At 29.6% G+C, this 17,090-nt stretch carries 14 protein-coding genes; 11 read left to right on the forward strand and 3 right to left on the reverse strand.

Annotated features, from left to right (window positions below):
* Nucleotides 1–121: 121 nt before the first annotated feature.
* Together K7H06_RS19560 and K7H06_RS19565 are read right to left on the reverse strand one after the other, a co-directional pair.
* Nucleotides 122–1,498: a sigma-54-dependent transcriptional regulator gene (locus K7H06_RS19560; RefSeq protein WP_223037674.1), complete on the reverse strand. Its 1,377-nt coding sequence runs from the start codon at nt 1,496–1,498 to the stop codon at nt 122–124.
* Between the two features lie 5 nt (nt 1,499–1,503).
* Nucleotides 1,504–3,474 (reverse strand): ATP-binding protein, encoded by a 1,971-nt coding sequence (locus K7H06_RS19565; RefSeq protein WP_223037675.1) that lies wholly within the window; start codon nt 3,472–3,474, stop codon nt 1,504–1,506.
* A gap of 398 nt (nt 3,475–3,872) precedes the next feature.
* Here K7H06_RS19565 and K7H06_RS19570 point away from each other — a divergent pair, with 398 nt between their 5' ends.
* From K7H06_RS19570 to K7H06_RS19605, 8 genes are all read left to right on the forward strand, one after another.
* Nucleotides 3,873–4,640, forward strand: a complete 768-nt coding sequence (locus K7H06_RS19570; protein WP_223037676.1) for an ABC transporter ATP-binding protein — start codon at nt 3,873–3,875, stop codon at nt 4,638–4,640.
* Nucleotides 4,630–6,648, forward strand: coding sequence for an FtsX-like permease family protein (locus K7H06_RS19575; protein WP_223037677.1), 2,019 nt, complete (start codon nt 4,630–4,632; stop codon nt 6,646–6,648). The genes K7H06_RS19570 and K7H06_RS19575 overlap by 11 nt, the downstream gene beginning before the upstream one ends.
* A gap of 45 nt (nt 6,649–6,693) precedes the next feature.
* Complete coding sequence (locus K7H06_RS19580; RefSeq protein ID WP_223037678.1) at nt 6,694–7,518, forward strand: MerR family transcriptional regulator; 825 nt, start codon at nt 6,694–6,696, stop codon at nt 7,516–7,518.
* A gap of 48 nt (nt 7,519–7,566) precedes the next feature.
* Nucleotides 7,567–8,910 (forward strand): MATE family efflux transporter, encoded by a 1,344-nt coding sequence (locus K7H06_RS19585; RefSeq protein WP_223037679.1) that lies wholly within the window; start codon nt 7,567–7,569, stop codon nt 8,908–8,910.
* A gap of 176 nt (nt 8,911–9,086) precedes the next feature.
* A complete protein-coding gene (locus K7H06_RS19590) occupies nt 9,087–9,623 on the forward strand; it encodes a sigma-70 family RNA polymerase sigma factor (protein ID WP_223037680.1) in 537 nt (178 codons plus the stop codon).
* The gene (locus tag K7H06_RS19595) at nt 9,613–10,716 is read left to right on the forward strand and encodes an anti-sigma factor family protein (RefSeq protein WP_223037681.1); all 1,104 of its coding nucleotides are present in this window, start codon (nt 9,613–9,615) and stop codon (nt 10,714–10,716) included. The genes K7H06_RS19590 and K7H06_RS19595 overlap by 11 nt, the downstream gene beginning before the upstream one ends.
* Nucleotides 10,717–11,613 carry an ABC transporter ATP-binding protein gene (locus K7H06_RS19600; RefSeq protein WP_223037682.1) on the forward strand — a complete coding sequence of 299 codons (897 nt, stop codon included), beginning with the start codon at nt 10,717–10,719 and terminating at the stop codon, nt 11,611–11,613.
* Between the two features lie 2 nt (nt 11,614–11,615).
* On the forward strand, nt 11,616–12,467 hold the full coding sequence (locus tag K7H06_RS19605) for an ABC transporter permease (RefSeq protein WP_223037683.1): 852 nt from the start codon (nt 11,616–11,618) through the stop codon (nt 12,465–12,467).
* A gap of 10 nt (nt 12,468–12,477) precedes the next feature.
* Here K7H06_RS19605 and K7H06_RS19610 read toward each other — a convergent pair whose 3' ends face one another.
* Nucleotides 12,478–13,821, reverse strand: a complete 1,344-nt coding sequence (locus K7H06_RS19610; RefSeq protein ID WP_223037684.1) for an MATE family efflux transporter — start codon at nt 13,819–13,821, stop codon at nt 12,478–12,480.
* Between the two features lie 125 nt (nt 13,822–13,946).
* On the opposite strand from K7H06_RS19610, the gene K7H06_RS19615 reads away from it, so the two are divergent.
* The 3 genes from K7H06_RS19615 (at nt 13,947) to K7H06_RS19625 (ending at nt 16,997) form a co-directional block, all read left to right on the forward strand.
* Nucleotides 13,947–14,759, forward strand: a complete 813-nt coding sequence (locus K7H06_RS19615; protein WP_223037685.1) for a MerR family transcriptional regulator — start codon at nt 13,947–13,949, stop codon at nt 14,757–14,759.
* A 55-nt stretch (nt 14,760–14,814) separates the two neighbouring features.
* Nucleotides 14,815–16,266, forward strand: a complete 1,452-nt coding sequence (locus K7H06_RS19620; RefSeq protein WP_223037686.1) for an aminotransferase-like domain-containing protein — start codon at nt 14,815–14,817, stop codon at nt 16,264–16,266.
* A 116-nt stretch (nt 16,267–16,382) separates the two neighbouring features.
* Nucleotides 16,383–16,997: a LysE/ArgO family amino acid transporter gene (locus K7H06_RS19625; RefSeq protein WP_223037687.1), complete on the forward strand. Its 615-nt coding sequence runs from the start codon at nt 16,383–16,385 to the stop codon at nt 16,995–16,997.
* The last annotated feature ends 93 nt before the right edge of the window (nt 16,998–17,090 follow it).

Genomic DNA, 17,090 nt, shown 5'->3' on the forward strand with positions numbered 1-17,090 from the left:
TATAAGTCTATTAATTATCTTTAACACTAGTCTAATGCTAGTTTTAAAATAATTGATATTTAGAGGACAAAAAAAGCGTGAACTATATTTCACACTTCCTTACTTAATAGTGAAAAATTGTTCACACCTTTTTTAACTCTAGATTATATTTGTTAATCTTATTCCATAGTTGTCTTTTACTTATTTCTAATTCATCTGCTGTTCTTGTAACATTCCAATTATTATTTTTTAAAGCCTCTAATATAAAAATCTTTTCAAAATCTGAACGAGCATTCTGTAATGTCTTTTTACAATGATTATTTTTGACCTTTTTTTCATTACCACAACCTATTGGCATTAATATTTCATTAACTGTAACAATACCATCTTTACTTAATGCAATCATTCTTTCAACTATATTCTTAAGTTCTCTGATATTTCCGGGATAATCATATTGCAATAAAAAATCCATTACCTCATGGTCAACATGTTTTATTTTTTTCTTTTGATCTCTCTCAATCTTTTTAATAAAAAAATGAATAAGCGCTAGTAGATCTTCTCTTCTTTCTCTTAATGGAGGTATATGCAGTGTTAAAGTATTTATTCTGTAGAGCAAATCCTCTCTAAAATCTCCTTCAAGTATTTGCTTGGAAAGGTCTTTATTTGTAGCTGAAATAAATCTTACATCTAAATCTATTGATTTATTACTGCCAAGTCGCTCTATTCTTCTGCTTTCTATAGCTCTTAGTAATTTTCCTTGTGTCGCAATTGGTAAATCCCCAATTTCATCTAAGAATAAAGTCCCAAGGTTGGCTTGTTCAAATTTTCCCACTCTAGTATCAATAGCCCCTGTAAAGGAGCCTTTTTCATGGCCAAATAGTTCAGATTCTATAACCCCTTCGGGAAAAACTTGACAATTAACAGGAACAAAGGGTTCTTGTCTTCTTTTACTTAATTGATGAATATAATTGGCAATGACTTCCTTACCTACTCCAGATTCTCCTAGTAGTAGTATATTAATACCTGTATCAGCGGCTCGTTTACACATTTCCAAAAGTTTTGAGTATTCTTCATTTCTAGACTCGATAAATAAGTCCGTTTTGTTCTGATTCTCAAGTAAAAAGGAACTTTTCTGCTCTAATCTACATATTTTAGCTAACCGATCAACTTTCATAACCAATTCTTGCATATCACCGCTCTTAACAAAATAATCTATAGCACCATATTTTATTGAATCAACTGCACTCTCAATACTCCCAAAGGCTGTCATAACAATTATATCTAAATCATTGTATTTTTCTTTTATTCTCTTTATCAATTCAACGCCATCCATAACAGGCATTTTTAAATCAGTGAGTACAAGATGTACTATATTATTATCAATATGCTCAAGGGCTTCGATTCCATTAGAACAAGTTGCAACATCATATCCAACATCTGAAAGGATAAAAGATAAAACTTTTTGATACTCTATTTCATCATCTACAATTAATATTTTATATCCCTTTTTTTCAACCATTTACATTACTCCTTTATTTCCTTTATTGGTAGAATTATATCAAACTTTGTACCTTCTCCTAAATTACTTTCTACCGATATCCGTCCATCATTATTGGATATTTCTGTACTGATAATATAGAGGCCTAAACCTGTTCCATTTTCTTTGGTAGAATAAAATGGATTAAATATATTTTCAAGCTTTTTCTTTTCAATCCCACAGCCGTTATCCATAACTTCTATCCTTAAATAGTCCTCTTCAATATTCATTCTTATGTCTATTTTCTTTTCTTCTCGAGCAACACCTTTAAACGAATCAATACTATTATTGATTAGATTCAAAAGTAGCATTCTTAATACATCTTCATTAATAAAGACTTGTTTAGAAGACTTACCTGTAAAGCTAGTAATAATTTTTATTCCATTTTGTTCAATATTCTTTTCTTCTAATTCTAGTATCAAATTTAATAGATTTTCAATATTCACTGATTTAGTTTCATCATTTGAAAGCTTTGAAAATCTCAATAAATTTTCAACAAGTTTATTAATTCTTGCAACCGAGTCATTTATAACCACTATGGCATGATCACAAAGTTCATTAATACTATGTTTTTCAATAATATAACTGTAGCTTTTTATTAATCCTAATGGATTCCTTATCTCATGAGCAAGACCAGCTGATAGTTGCCCAACAGCTATCATCTTAGATTCCTGTCTTGCCCTCTTTTCATTAAAATATTTTTTTGTATAGTCCTCAATTATAATCATACTTTTATTACTTGCAATTTTTTGACTAGTAACATAATAATAAGAATTTCCCACATTAAACAACTTATTCATATTATCTATGTTAACAAAAGGATACAAAGCTTTGAACTCCTTATAATTAGATCCTATTAAATCTTCTCTAGGGATATTTGTTATACCAGTGATTGCATCGTTACATTCTACAATAATAGAGTCCCCTTCTATAACCATAATACCATTTTTCATTGTATCAATAATAAGACGTAATTCTTCTTTACTTTCAGATAATTCTCTAGTCTTCGTGTTAACTCTTTGAGTGATTAGATAATTCCAACTAGAAAAGATTACTATAATCGATATGCCTGCAAGTAATACTTTATAAGCTAATTCAATACTACTTAAGTCAATAACATCTGTATCAAAATTTCCAAGCCATTTATATTGAGTCTGTGCTATCAAATTTTTTTTCTTTAGTTGGAGTATACCTTTGTTTAATATATCAAGTAAATATCCATTTTCTTTCTTTACAGCCAAGCACATCTCTTTCTCATAAAGAGTAGGTTCTAAAACTCTAAAGTTTGTACCTCTATTTGTCACATTAAGAAAATGTGCAATTTCCATATCATCTCCCACAAATCCGTCTACTGTATGCGTTTTTATTAAAGCAAAACACTGATAGATATTGTCTACTTCAAAGATTTTAACATTGATTTTATCTTTAAAATATTTATTTATACGTCCATCTTCATTATCCCTCTCTAATACCACTAAAGTCCTATCCTTTATATCTTCAATATCTTTAATATTGGAGTTATTTTTTACGAATATTTTTCCCTTAACAACACATAAAGACTGACTTATGTCAAACTCTTTTTTATTTTCATCTGTATTTTCCATAACCATGATATCCACTTCATCATTTTTCATTGCTTTCATTAGATAATCCTGTGATCCTACTTTCAGATGAATATTACTACTTAATTCAATAGCTAACTGAGATAAATAATCCACCATAATCCCAGCATTATAATTATTAAATTTATTGATAAATGCCAAAGGGGGATCATTATAAACACCTACAAGAAAATGTTTTTCTTGTAACAAATCCTTTTCCTTTTCTGTTAATGTAGTATTATATTTATAGTAATCACACATCCCCATATTATATCTTAAATTTATATCTAACTTTCTCATTCCAATACTACCAATAAGTAGAAATGTTATTAAAATTAGTATCTTTCCCTTTTTCATAAAGCCTCCATAATTGAGCATACAATAATTTTATCTGTAGAACTTTATTTGCACTTAATTTATTCTAACATCATGTTATTTTTTTTACAATTATTTTGAATAATCAATGAAATACTAATCAAAAGTAATACCTACAAAGTCAATATTCCACTTTTTATACTTTCAAAACTGCTTATTGAGCAAGTTCATTCTGTTTTTGAAATAACTTTGAGGATCTCTTTAATTATTTACTGCATATTACTCTCTAGTAATTTTACATAAATTTATTCCCTTGATAGTCATGGGGGAGGAACAAAAGTTATCTTACGAAAATGTAACTTTAATGAAAGAGAATTCAATAGGTGAATTTTACATTGTTGACTATAATAAGTGTATAAGAAAATTTGGAGGAGAAGAATATGCAAAATATTTTAAGGGTAGAAAAAATAGAAAAATATTATGGAAAAAAAGGAAACATTACAAAGGCATTAAATCAAGTAAGCTTTCAAGTGGATAAAGGTGAATTTGTAGGGATTATGGGCCCATCTGGAAGTGGTAAAACTACATTGCTTAATTGTATCTCAACTATTGATCATGTAACAACAGGGCAGATTATGATTAATGATCAAAATATTACGAAATTAAAATCAAAAAAATTAGATCAATTCAGAAGAGATGAGCTAGGGTTTATTTTTCAAGACTTTAATTTATTAGATACCTTAACAGGTTATGAAAATATTGCTTTGGCGTTAACCATACAAGGAAAAAATCCAAATGAAATAGATGGTTTGATTAAAAAAATATCAAAAACTCTTGAAATTATAGATGTTTTAAATAAATATCCTTATGAAATGTCAGGGGGACAAAAGCAAAGAGTAGCTTGTGCTAGGGCAATGGTCATCGATCCTTCTTTAATATTAGCAGATGAGCCTACAGGTGCATTAGATTCTAAATCTTCAAGAGTATTACTAGAGAGTTTTGAAAGATTAAATAAAGGATTAGAGGCTACTATATTATTAGTAACTCATGATGCTTTTACTGCAAGCTATGCAGATCGAATATTATTTTTAAAAGATGGTAAGATTTTTAACGAAATTGTTAGAGGGAAGGATTCTAGAAAAGAATTTTTCAATAAGATTATAGGTGTAGTGACTCTTTTAGGAGGGGATGTAGATCATGTACTTTAAGATGGCTAAAAACAATATAAAAAAAAGTTTTAAGGATTATACGATTTATTTTATGACTCTTATGTTAGCTGTATGTATTTTTTATAATTTTAATGCTATAGAAAGTCAAACAGCCATGAAGGAAATCTACAAAATACAAGAATTATTAAAAGTACTATCCTACATCTCTGTATTGATTGCTATTATTTTTAGTGGATTAATGCTATATGCCAACAATGCTGTAGTAAAAAAACGAAAAAAAGAGTTAGGACTTTATGCTACTTTAGGCATGTCAAAGAGAAAGATTTCTCAAATACTGATGCTTGAAACGTTTATGGTAGGGAGCATGGCACTATTAGTAGGATTAGTTGTGGGAATCATTTTATCCCAAGGCATCTCAGTACTTACAGGAAAATTGTTTGCATTTGATATGGAAGAATATAAATTTAGTCTATCTATGAGTGCTGTTTATAAAACATTTATATATTTTGGAATTATGTTTATCCTTGTAATGATATTTAATACATTGGTTGTATCAAAGAATAAGTTGATTGATATGATTTATGCTTCTAAGAAAAATGAAGAAATAAAATTTAAAAATACCAAGATAGCAGTAAGTCTATTTTTATTAGGAATCATTTTATTAGGACGAGGTTATTATTTAGGATGGACATATACGATGGGGGCTATAAGTGGAAAATCTCTATTAGCCATATTATTGGGGAGTGTAGGAACATTATTGTTTTTCGCTGGATTATCTGGGTTTTTATTTACAATCCTTAAAAAAAGAAAAAGAATATATTTTAAAAAGTTAAATATATTTGTGATGAAGCAGTTTCAGCATAAGATCAATACAAATTTTATAGCTATGACCATCATTTGTTGTATGCTGTTTGTGACTATAGGCATGTTATCAGCTAGTTTTAGTGTAAAGTATGAAGTAGAGAAAAAAATAAAAGAGTACATGCCCTTTGATGCAAAAATCACATTAACCATTGATGACAATCAGAAAGTACAAGATATGAAAGAAGCTCTAAAAATAGTAGGGGTTGAATTGGAAGATTTTCAATATATGGTTGTAGATGAGTATGAAACTGAGATGAAATTAGAAAGTTTGCTTAATGAATATGCAAATGAAATTTTAAAGGAAAGATTAAAAGTGTATCCTTTAAGTTTAGAAGTTAGAAAAATATCACAATATAATGAAATGAGAAAATGGGTGGGAGAAGATTCAATTACTTTGAAAGAAAATGAAATTACATTTTTAACAAATAATGATGACATGAAAGCAGCATTAAAAAAATTAATGAAAAATAAAAAAGAAATAAAGATTGATGATAAGAATTATTTAATAAAAAATAATATAGGTACGATACAAAGTAATGATGAGTTAGTGGCAATCGTAGGAGATCAAGCTATAAAAGATATGAAAAAATCTTCTGCAACCATGCATATAAAGGTAGATGAAAAAAATAAAGAAAAGCTTGAAGAAAAAATAAAAGCGTTACAAGGAAAACTTCCAGAGAGAAAGTATGAATATGAAGGGGATGTAATCGTTGATAAAGATAAACTTGTAAAGTCATATGGGTTTTATATGTATGCAAGTACGAAAATGCAAACCTATCATGAAATGAAAGGATTCGTAGGAACTATTTTATATATATGTATCTATTTAGGATTTGTATTTTTAATAGCCAGTGCAGCCGTATTAGCTATCCAACAATTAACAGAGGGAAGTGATAGTCTGAATAGATATGTATCACTCAAAAAAATTGGTGCAACGGATGAGATGATTCACAAAAGTATATTCATTCAAGTATTTGTACATTTTATGCTTCCTCTTGGATTAGCATTGGTACATGCTGTAGTAGGACTTCAGATTATGAATCGATTAAAAAGAAGCTCAGATTTTCCAATAGGCGTTGATCTTGTACCAGCTATTATGGTTGTTATAGGGATTATAATTATTTATGGTGGATATGCGTATGTTACTTATATAGGATATAAAAATATTGTTAAAGATTATTAGGATTGGCTATTGTAAGAGCTATTGTAGAATTACATGGAGGGATTTATGAAAAAATATTTTTCTATAGGAGAAACAGCAAAGATTAATAATGTATCTATTCAAGCTTTAAGACTTTATGACAGAATGGGACTTTTAAAACCTGCGTATGTTGATCCTAACAGCAATTATAGATATTATACGATAGATCAATTTATCTATTTAGATTTAATCAGATATTCTAAATATATAGGGGCTCCTCTTAAGGAACTCAATGATGTATTGCATAATAAAGATGTGTTTACACTTCTATCTTTTATAAAAAATCAACAGCAGATCGTAGAAAAAGAGATCGTTAGATTAGAAAATATAAGTAAGGCTATAGGAAAGATAGAGAATAAAATTAAATATGCTATAGAACTTAAAGAAACTAATGAAATATATTTTAGAGAAATTGAAAAGAGATTTATTGTAAATGCTGTATTAAATAAAAAAGATGAAGAAAGTGATATAGAAATAAAACTAAGAAAGTTAGATAAAATTTTAGAAGAAAATGAAATCATGTTTGAGGGAGAAACGGGATATTTTATAAATTTAGATGTATTTTTAAATGAAGGAGATATGTGTTATAAGAGTATTTATTCAACGCTCTATATGGATAGCATTAAAAATAATAATATAGATATTAAAGAGATACAGGCGGGTAAATTTATATGCATAGCCTATTTGAATAAAGATAGAGAAATGGCAGTAGGTCGGGTAAGAAAATATATGAAAGAAAATAATATTCATCCTATAGGTATTGGAGTAGAAAGTCAATTATTCAATACCCTAGAACCATGGGAAAATGAGGATTTATTATATGAATTGCAAATTTTAGTTCAAACCTATTGACTCTATACATAGTATAGACTTTATAATCTCTTTTAGGAGGGATGAAATATGAAGTCACTATGGAAAGAGTTTATGAAATATGCTGTTCCGTCTGTAATAGGGATGATGGTTTCAGCACTGTATATAGTTGTTGATGGAATATTTGTAGGTAGAGGAGTAGGGGCAAGTGCTTTAGCTTCAATAAATGTAGCGTTACCTATTACAACACTGATGATTGCTATAACCATGATGATTACTATGGGAGGGGCAGCAGTAATGTCCATAAAGTTTGGAGAGAATAAGCATGAGGAAGGAAATAATATCTTTTTACAGAGCTTATTCTTAATAGTAGCTATAACAGGAGTAGTATCAATAATCAGTGTAATTTTTCCAGAACAACTAGCTAGAATGTTAGGGGCTAGTGATGAATTAGTCAAAGGAACAGCTGAATATCTTCGTTATTATATGATGTTTGGTCTTGGATTTTCAGGAAGTTTAGCCTTAAGTGCTTTTGTTAGGAATGATGGAAATCCAAATCTAGCTATGATTTCTTTGATTTTGGGTGCAGTAACGAATATAGTTTTAGATTATACTTTTATATTTATTTTAAATCTTGGAATAATGGGTGCAGCTGTAGCGTCAGGATTAGGGCAATTATCTAGTGTATTCCTTCTTCTAACTCATTTTGTTAGAAAAAGGGGAAACCTTAAACTATATATTCCTAAATTAAAAAAACACGAAATGATGAGAATTATAAGGGCTGGAACACCAGAGTTTATCGTTCAAGTATCACCAGCAATTAGTGTATTTGCTTTTAACCAAGTAATCATAAAAAGAATTGGAGAAATGGGTGTTGCAGGCTTTAGTATCATTGGTTATATAAGTGCTGTTCTTTTAGCATTGTTTATTGGAATTTCTCAAGGAATACAGCCATTATTAAGCTATAACTATGGAAAGGGAGATTATGAAAAGGTAAATAAAGTATTTAAAATAGGATTGAAGACGAACTTTACTGCTTCATTGAGTATATATGGAATATTATTTCTATTTGGAGAAAAAATAATCAGTATTTTTAATAGGGATGCCACACTTATAAAATTAACTTATGATGCTATGATTATTTATGGGTTTTCCTTTGTTATTGCTTCAATAAATATAGTAAATGTAACTTATCATCAATCTACAGAAAACTCAAAGATAGCCAATATTATATCTACCAGTAGAGGAATGATATTTACAATACTTGCTATAATCATTCTTCCTCTAATAATAGGAGATATAGGAATTTGGATTTCAATTATTCTAGGTGAGATTTGTACGCTAGCTTTGATTATGTATTTGACATATGTAAAGAAAGTAGATATAAAACCTAATAATAAAGAAATTGCAGTATGCAATATAAAGAGTGCTTAAACTTATGTTTAGGTCTTCTTTTTTTAAAAAGAAAATTATTTACTGTGTTATAATATTTTTCATCATGTAGCATCATATTAAGGTTTATAAAGAATAAATCAATAAACTTAAAATATTTTTTAAAATAAGTGTCATTTTTTTTAAAATAGCGGTGTTTATATATATGAAGACGGGAGGTGGTTAATATTTTTGGGATCCCAAGAAGAAAGAAAATAGCAGATGTAACCTTTCAAATAAACTATGAGAAATATTATAGCCTAGTATATAAACAGCTGTATTACTTAGTTGGAAATAATGAATTAGCTGAGGATTTAACACAGGAAGTATTTATAAAATATTTCCATTCAAAAGAAGAAATACAATTTTTAGGGTCTTGGCTTTCAAAGGTTGCAACCAATACAGCCTTCAACTACTTAAGAGGAGAGAAGAGAAGGATCAAAAGGGAAGAAAGCATTTTTGAAGAAGTAAATGAGATTTTTTCTATAGAAGATGAAATATTTAGAAATGAAGAGGTAAAAAGGATTAGAAAAGTTTTATCTAATTTACCAGAACAACAAAGAATTTGTTTGATTTTAAAGTTTTCGGGATATTCTTATGAAGAAATTCATCAAGTGAGTGGTATTCCTAAAAACAATATTAGTCAGATGATTGCACGGGGAAAACAAAAATTTTTAAAATTATATGAAAAGGAAGGTGAGTTTCATGTGTTATGAAATAGAGGTATTTCAGCAAATCATTGATAATACCTATGAAGGCCGTATAGATGAAGTATTTTCACATATAGAGACTTGTCCTCATTGTAAAGAAACTTTTGAACGCTTAAAAAAACAAGAAGAATTGGTAGGAAATGTTCTTAACAAAGGATTAATGATTCCTCAACGCCGTCCTATTCATGTAGTCAATAAGAATCAAAGGAGGATTTTTAAAATGAACCAATTAGCTAAAAAATGGACAGCAGTTGCTGCTGTAGCCTTAATATGTACCAGTTTATTATTTGTAGATCCTATCAGGGCAAAAGCGCAGGATTTATTAAAAATATTTAGAATACAGGAAATGAAAACCGTGTCCATTAGTGAGTCAGATATTCGAGAAATAGATGAGATTTTTCGAAAAGGAAGTGGTTCTAAAGAGATTGAAAACTTTATTAAAGTGGATGTATCTTCAGGAGGAAAAGAAATTAATATAGAAAATCCGAACATAGAAGCTATCAAAGAAAACATGAGCAGTGCAAAGGTAATAAACTTAAAAGATGGTTTTGAATACGACTATGCTAGTATTTATCCAAAACAAGAGATTACCATGAAATTAAATATAGATAAAGCAAATGAATTTTTAAATTATTTAGGGGAAGAAACACAGCTTCCTAACACTTTAGACAATAAACCTTTTAGCATTCTTTCTGAAAATGTACTTTCTTATAGTATAAAAAGTAAAAATGAAAGCAAAGATAAGGGTCGTAAATCTATTTGGGTAACTCAAATGAAAGCACCTACTATAGAAATACCAAGTGATGTAGATGAACAACAACTAATAAAATCCTTGTTTTCTATGAACTTTTTACCCAATAATATAAAAGAACAATTTCTAGATATGAATAATATACCATCAACTATTCCAATCGTTTATAATCCAGATAAACAGACGAAGGAAGAAGTAAACATTAGAGGAGAAAAAGGGATACTGATTAAAAATAAAGATTCAAGAGATTATTACAATCTGTATTTTAAACAAGGGGATACTATATATAGTATAGGTAGTAATTATGATATAGATGAAGTACTATCTATGGTTGAGGAGATGAAGTAGATGGTTATAAAAACAAGTCATTTAACAAAACAATTTAAAGGAAAAGGTGGATTTGTAGATATTTCCCTCTCTGTAAAAGAGGGGGAAGTGTTTAGTTTTTTGGGGAAGAATGGAGCAGGTAAGAGTACCTTTATAAGAACGCTTCTTGGGATTTTACATGCTGAATCAGGGAATGGAGAAATCCTTGGAAAGCCCATAGGAGATATAGAAACGAGAAAAAATATAGGATATTTACCAGAGCTTTTTCAATATCACAATTGGCTTAGTGGATATGAACTTTTGTGGAATCATGGATTACTTTATAAAATGAATAAAAAAGATATTAAAAATAGAATAGAAGAAGTTCTTATAACGGTAGGGCTAAAGGGACATGAACATAAAAAAATAAAAGAATATAGCAAAGGAATGAAGCAAAGGATTGGTTTGGGGAGTGCTATTTTACCAAACCCTAAGATATTATTTTTAGATGAACCTACAAGTGCATTAGATCCTATTGGAAGAAAAGATGTTCGAGACATTATTTTTAAATTGAAAAATCAAGGAAAAACTATTTTCTTAAATACGCACCTTTTAAGTGAAGTAGAGCTTGTATCAGATCGAGTTGCTATTTTAGATCAAGGAAGAATGAAAAAGGTAGGGACAATGGAGGAACTTCTACATTCACCTGTACAGCTTTTAGTAGGAAATTTAAATGAAAAAATGATTCATGAACTGAAAAAAATAGATGAAAATATAAAAAAAGTTGATAATGAAATAGAATTATATGTAAAGGATGATGAGCTTATTCCTCAAATAGCAAAATGTATTGTAGAAAATAATGGGCTTTTATATAGTATGAAGAAAAAAGAAAATTTACTTGAGGAATTATTTATTCAAACCGTAGGGGAGGAGGAATAAAAATGGGTACGATTATCAGAATGACCTTCCTTGAAATGAGAAAAAAGAAAATTTTATATCTAACATTAATTCTTACAGCAATTTTTTTGCTCCTTTATGGAACTGCATTAAGATATACCTATAAAGCATTACCTTCAGCAGATACTTTGGTAAGGTTAACTATTTCAGGACAGCTTTTATCTATGGGTATTTATGCGGTAGGATTTATTACAGCATTTTTATCTATTTTTTCAAGTGTAGGGGCTATTGCATCAGAAATTGAAAAGGGGACTTATGATGCTATTTTATCAAAGCCTATTGCTAGATATGAGATTGTTTTAGGAAAGTTTATAGGCATTTTATTTGTATTGCTTCTTTATGTAACCTTTTTATTTTTAAGTGTTTTAGGATTAAATATATTATTTGGAAAAGGTGTTGTCATCCATTTTTCTACTGGAGCTATTATAAAATCTTTAACTGTCTTTTATCTTTTACCTATTTTATTAACAGCTATAGGCATGTTTTTAAGTGTGTCTTTATCAACTATTGGTTCAGGAGTTATTTTAGTGATTTTATACTTTTGTGGGATGGTCGGTGGAATCGTAGAACAAATAGGATTTTTCTTAACTGATGCAGCGACAAAAGCGGTTTTAACGAATATAGGTATTATTACAAGTCTTGTTATTCCATCAGATATTATCTATAGAAAGGCATCTGCCCTTTTATATACAACATCTTCAGGATTTAATATGAGCCTTGAAAGTATGGTTGGAGGAAGTATTCAGCCAAGTCCATTTATGATGGGGTACATTGTTTTTTATGCTGTTGTAATGATTCTGTTGGCGGTTGTGAAATTTAAAAAGAGAGATTTATAGTAAAAGAGGATTATAAATGTTTTTGTAAATGATTATGGAAACGAAAAAAGGTCCATAGAGAAATGCAAAGGGTAAACACTTCGTTTAATAAAGAGCTAATCCATATGCCAAAGCTTCCTAAAAAATGAGGAAGGATAAAGATGAAACATGTAATAACGATAAGGCCCCTTAAAATGGAGATTAAGGAGGCTTTTTTTGTTTCCTTAAGAGCAGTAAAATACCCTGATAATAAGATATTTATGCCACAAATCATAAAGGAATAACTAAATATCTTCAAAGATTTTTTTGAAAGTTGATAGACTGTTAAGTTTGAAGGATCAATAAACATGGATACTAAATAATCTGTAAAAAATTGAGATACAAATACAAATAAGCAGGAACATAAAAGTATTGTTTTAAAGGATAAGCTTAGGAGCTTTTTAATGCGTATAAAGTCTCTTTTTCCATGATAAAAGCTGACTAAAGGTTGCATTCCTTGATTAATAGCTACCATTGTCATAATCACTAGATTATTCACATACATAATAACACCAAAAGCAGTGATTCCTCTATTTCCAATATGTTTTAAAATCATATAGTTAAATAAGTAGACGGTAATACCTGTAGAAAGCTCTGTTATTGCATCAGGAAAACCAATTAAAAAGATACTTTTTAGTGTAGAAAAACTAATTTTTAGGTGTGTCAATTTTAATTTTGATTTTCCAAAAATAAAATGAAATAAAAAACCTAAACAGGAAATGAATTGAGAAAGACCTGTTGCGAAGGCAGCACCCTTTACTCCATAGTCTAAAAGTATTACAAATATATAATCGAATAGAATGTTTATAAAAGCTGCTAGACCTACAAAAACAATTGCAAAAACAGGAAAGCCATCAGCTTTGACTAATACTTCTAATGAATAAGCTAACATAAAAAAGGGACTAAAAATAATGATCAATCTAAGATAATCCTTAACATAGAGTAAGGTTTCTTGACTAGCTCCTAAGAATATAGCCAAATCTTCTAAATATATTAAGGATAATATACTGATGATAAGTCCTAGAAATGAAAGGATAATTATATTCAAAGTAAATATTTCATTACTCTTCTTTTCTTCTCCACCACCTAAATGAAAAGAGATGAGGGTAGAGGCTCCTATAGATATAATCAAAGAAATAGCAAAAATCATATTGATAAAAGGCATTGAAATATTCACGGATGCTAGAGCCATAGGTCCAATACCTTTTCCTACAAACATACCATCGACCATTGTATATATGGAAAAAACCCACATAGCACTAATAGAGGGAAGTAGATATTCTAAAAATTCTTTTGTTAAAGGCTTAAGATAGCTTGTTTTTTTTATTACTTGCATAGGACAGACTCCTTTATTGTGTTAATATGAATAGTAAGAAACCTTTATATATGAGTATAAAGGTTGGTATAATGCTAAGGTCAATAGATCAATGAATAAAAATATAAAAAGAGTAGGTCGAATGAATGAAAAAAGAATATACCATAGGAGAAATTTGTAAATTGTACAATATAGGTCCTGATTCTATGCGATATTACGAAAAAAAAGGATTGATTACCCCAAGGCGCAGGAAGAATGGTTATCGAATTTATAGCATTGAAGAAGTATGGAAGTTAAATATTATTAAGGATTTAAGGAAATTAAAATTTTCTGTAAAACAAATTAAAGAATATCTAGAAGATCGGAGTATACAATCTACCAAAGCATTAGTAGATCATGAAATCAAATTGATTGAAAAGGAAATTGAAAGTCTTGAAGATACCAACAAGAATCTAAAAAGAAAGTTAGATTCACTAAAGCAAATAAATAAAATTAAGGATTATGAAAAAATAAAAATAAAAAACATCCCCTTAAGGAAAATTATTTTAATAGAGCAAGATGTATCAAAGGATGAGGAGATAGATTTGGCTTTTAGAAAATTACAAAGCATCAGTGATGAAAAAGTTTTTTTATTTGGAAATAAAGATATGGGGGCTTTTATATCTGATGAAGGGATGAAAAGAGGGAGATATAATCTATATCAGAAAGTATTCTTTTTTGTAGAGGATGTAGAAAATTATGATTATATATGCTTGCCTGAAGGATACTATGCTACTTTGGTATATAAAGGAGCTTATGAAAAAAGCCAAAGATTTATTTCACAGATGCTAATGTATATAAAGAAACATCATTATTCTCTTAGGGGAAATCCCTTAGAAATATATAGGGTAGATATACATCAAACGGCTAAAAAGGAAGAGTTTATTACAGAAATACAGATTCCTATCCATATAGGATAAATGATGATTAGCCTTGTTTTTATAGAATAACTGATTGAAAGGGGCAGGTGATTTCTTGTTAACAATTGATTGGAAGCCAAATAAAACATCGTCTATTCCTTTGTATAAGCAAATTATAGACTATATTAAGAGAAAAATAGCTAATGGGGATTGGATTATAGGAAGCAAGCTGCCTACCCAAAGAGAATTAGCAAAAGCCTTTCGTGTGAATAGAAGCACTATTGTAGAAGCTTTAGATGAATTAAAGGCAGAGGGATTGATAGAAGGAAAAAGTACGAAAGGTACAATTATTGTAAATAATACTTGGTCATTATTAGCCTCTATATCTCCTCCCAATTGGCAGGATTATATTGAAGGAGGGGTTCACAGACCAAATCTAGAAACAATTCAATTGATCAATAAATTAGAGTTTGAGCCTAATATGATTCGGTTAGGGACAGGAGAGCTTTCTCCAGACCTTTTTCCCAATGAAAGAATGAAGAAAGTATTTAAAAATCTTTCAGAAAAAGTACATTCTTTAGGATATTTAGAGCCTAAAGGATTACAGCATTTAAGAGAGATTATTAGCCAATACTTAAAAAAATATGGAATTCATGCATCGCCAGCTTCTATTTTAATTACTTCTGGTGGACTACAAGCCCTTCAATTAATATCTATTGGTATCCTTCAGCCTGGGTCGACCATATTTGTTGAAAAGCCTTCTTATATAAAGTCCCTTCATGTTTTTGAATCTACAGGTATGAAGCTAACAGGATTATCTATGGATAGAGGTGGGATTAAGCCTAGTGAAATAAAAAGGAATAATAAAAATACAACGCTCCTTTATACTATTCCTACATTTCACAATCCTACAAGTATTGTTATGCCAGAGGATCGACGAGAAAAAATACTTAAAATATGTGAAAAGGAAAGACTTCCTATTATTGAAGACGATGTTTACAGGGAGCTTTGGCTTGATGAGATGCCACCATTACCTTTAAAGACGAAGGATAAAAATGGAACGGTTCTTTATTTAGGAAGTACATCTAAGACCTTGGCACCTGGGTTTAGAATAGGTTGGTTGGTTGGGCCAGAACCTGTTGTAGAACGATTAGGAGATATAAAGATGCAGACAGATTATGGCTCTAGTTCCCTTTCTCAATGGGCAATAGCAGAGTGGATTGAGAGTGGCTTATATGAAGAAAATCTTCTAGAAGTAAGGGAAAAATTAAAGCTTCGTAGGCAAATAGCATTGAATGCATTGGAGAAAAATTTTTCGGATATAGCTCTATGGGAAAAACCTAAAGGAGGATTTTATATATGGTTAACCCTTAAAGAAAAAATATCTATGAATAAGTTGTTTCATATGGCTTGGAGAAAAAGGATATTAATCAATCCAGGATATATGTATGATTTTTCAAATAATCAAAGTTTAAGAATTTCTTATGCCTATGCATCATTAAAAGATTTAGAAAAAGGGCTTGAAAAGCTATCTATAATTATAAGAGAATTGATCAAGGAAAAGTAGTTGTAAAAGCAACTGCTTTTTCCTTGGTTGGGGATAAATTTATTATGCTTGGTTGGAGACAGTAGGGGTTTTTAGGATTAAAATGATAGTAGACAAAAGATAAAGGGGGAAGATATATGGTTGGTTATCTTGCACAAGGATTTATGTTGGGACTTGCTTATGTAGCGCCTATAGGTATGCAGAATCTTTATGTAATCAATACAGCTATCAGTAAAGATCGAATAAGAGCATATCAGGTTGCCTTAATCACATCATTTTTTGATATTTCTCTTGCATTAGCCTGTTTCTTTGGAATGGGTATGTTAATGGAAAAATCACAAATGCTAAGAGGTGCTATACTACTCATTGGAAGCTTAGTAGTTATATATATAGGTGTAGGTCTTATAAGAAGTAAGGTAGAAACAGATAATAATGTAGATGTAAATAAATCCTTAATACAAGTAGTCATTGCTTGTTTTACAGTTACTTGGATGAATCCACAAGCATTAATAGATGGTTCTTTATTATTAGGTGGATTTCGTGCATCTCTTCCAATTGAAGGGTCAAGGATGTTTATTCTAGGGGTATGTTTAGCTTCATTATCTTGGTTTACAGGGGTTACTACAATAGTCTCTATTTTTAGAAATAATTTCAATAACAAAATAATTCAAACCATTAATATTGTTTGTGGGGGAGTAATTATTTATTATGGATTGAAGCTTTTATATACGTTTATTCAGATGGTAAGATAATAAATGTTTCACGTGAAAATACATAATAACCTTCCGATATTTTCAAGGACACTAAAGAAGTAGCTATTAATTTTGCTACTTCTTTTAGTGTCC

Source organism: Crassaminicella profunda, from assembly GCF_019884785.1.
GTDB classification, from domain to species: domain Bacteria; phylum Bacillota; class Clostridia; order Peptostreptococcales; family Thermotaleaceae; genus Crassaminicella; species Crassaminicella profunda.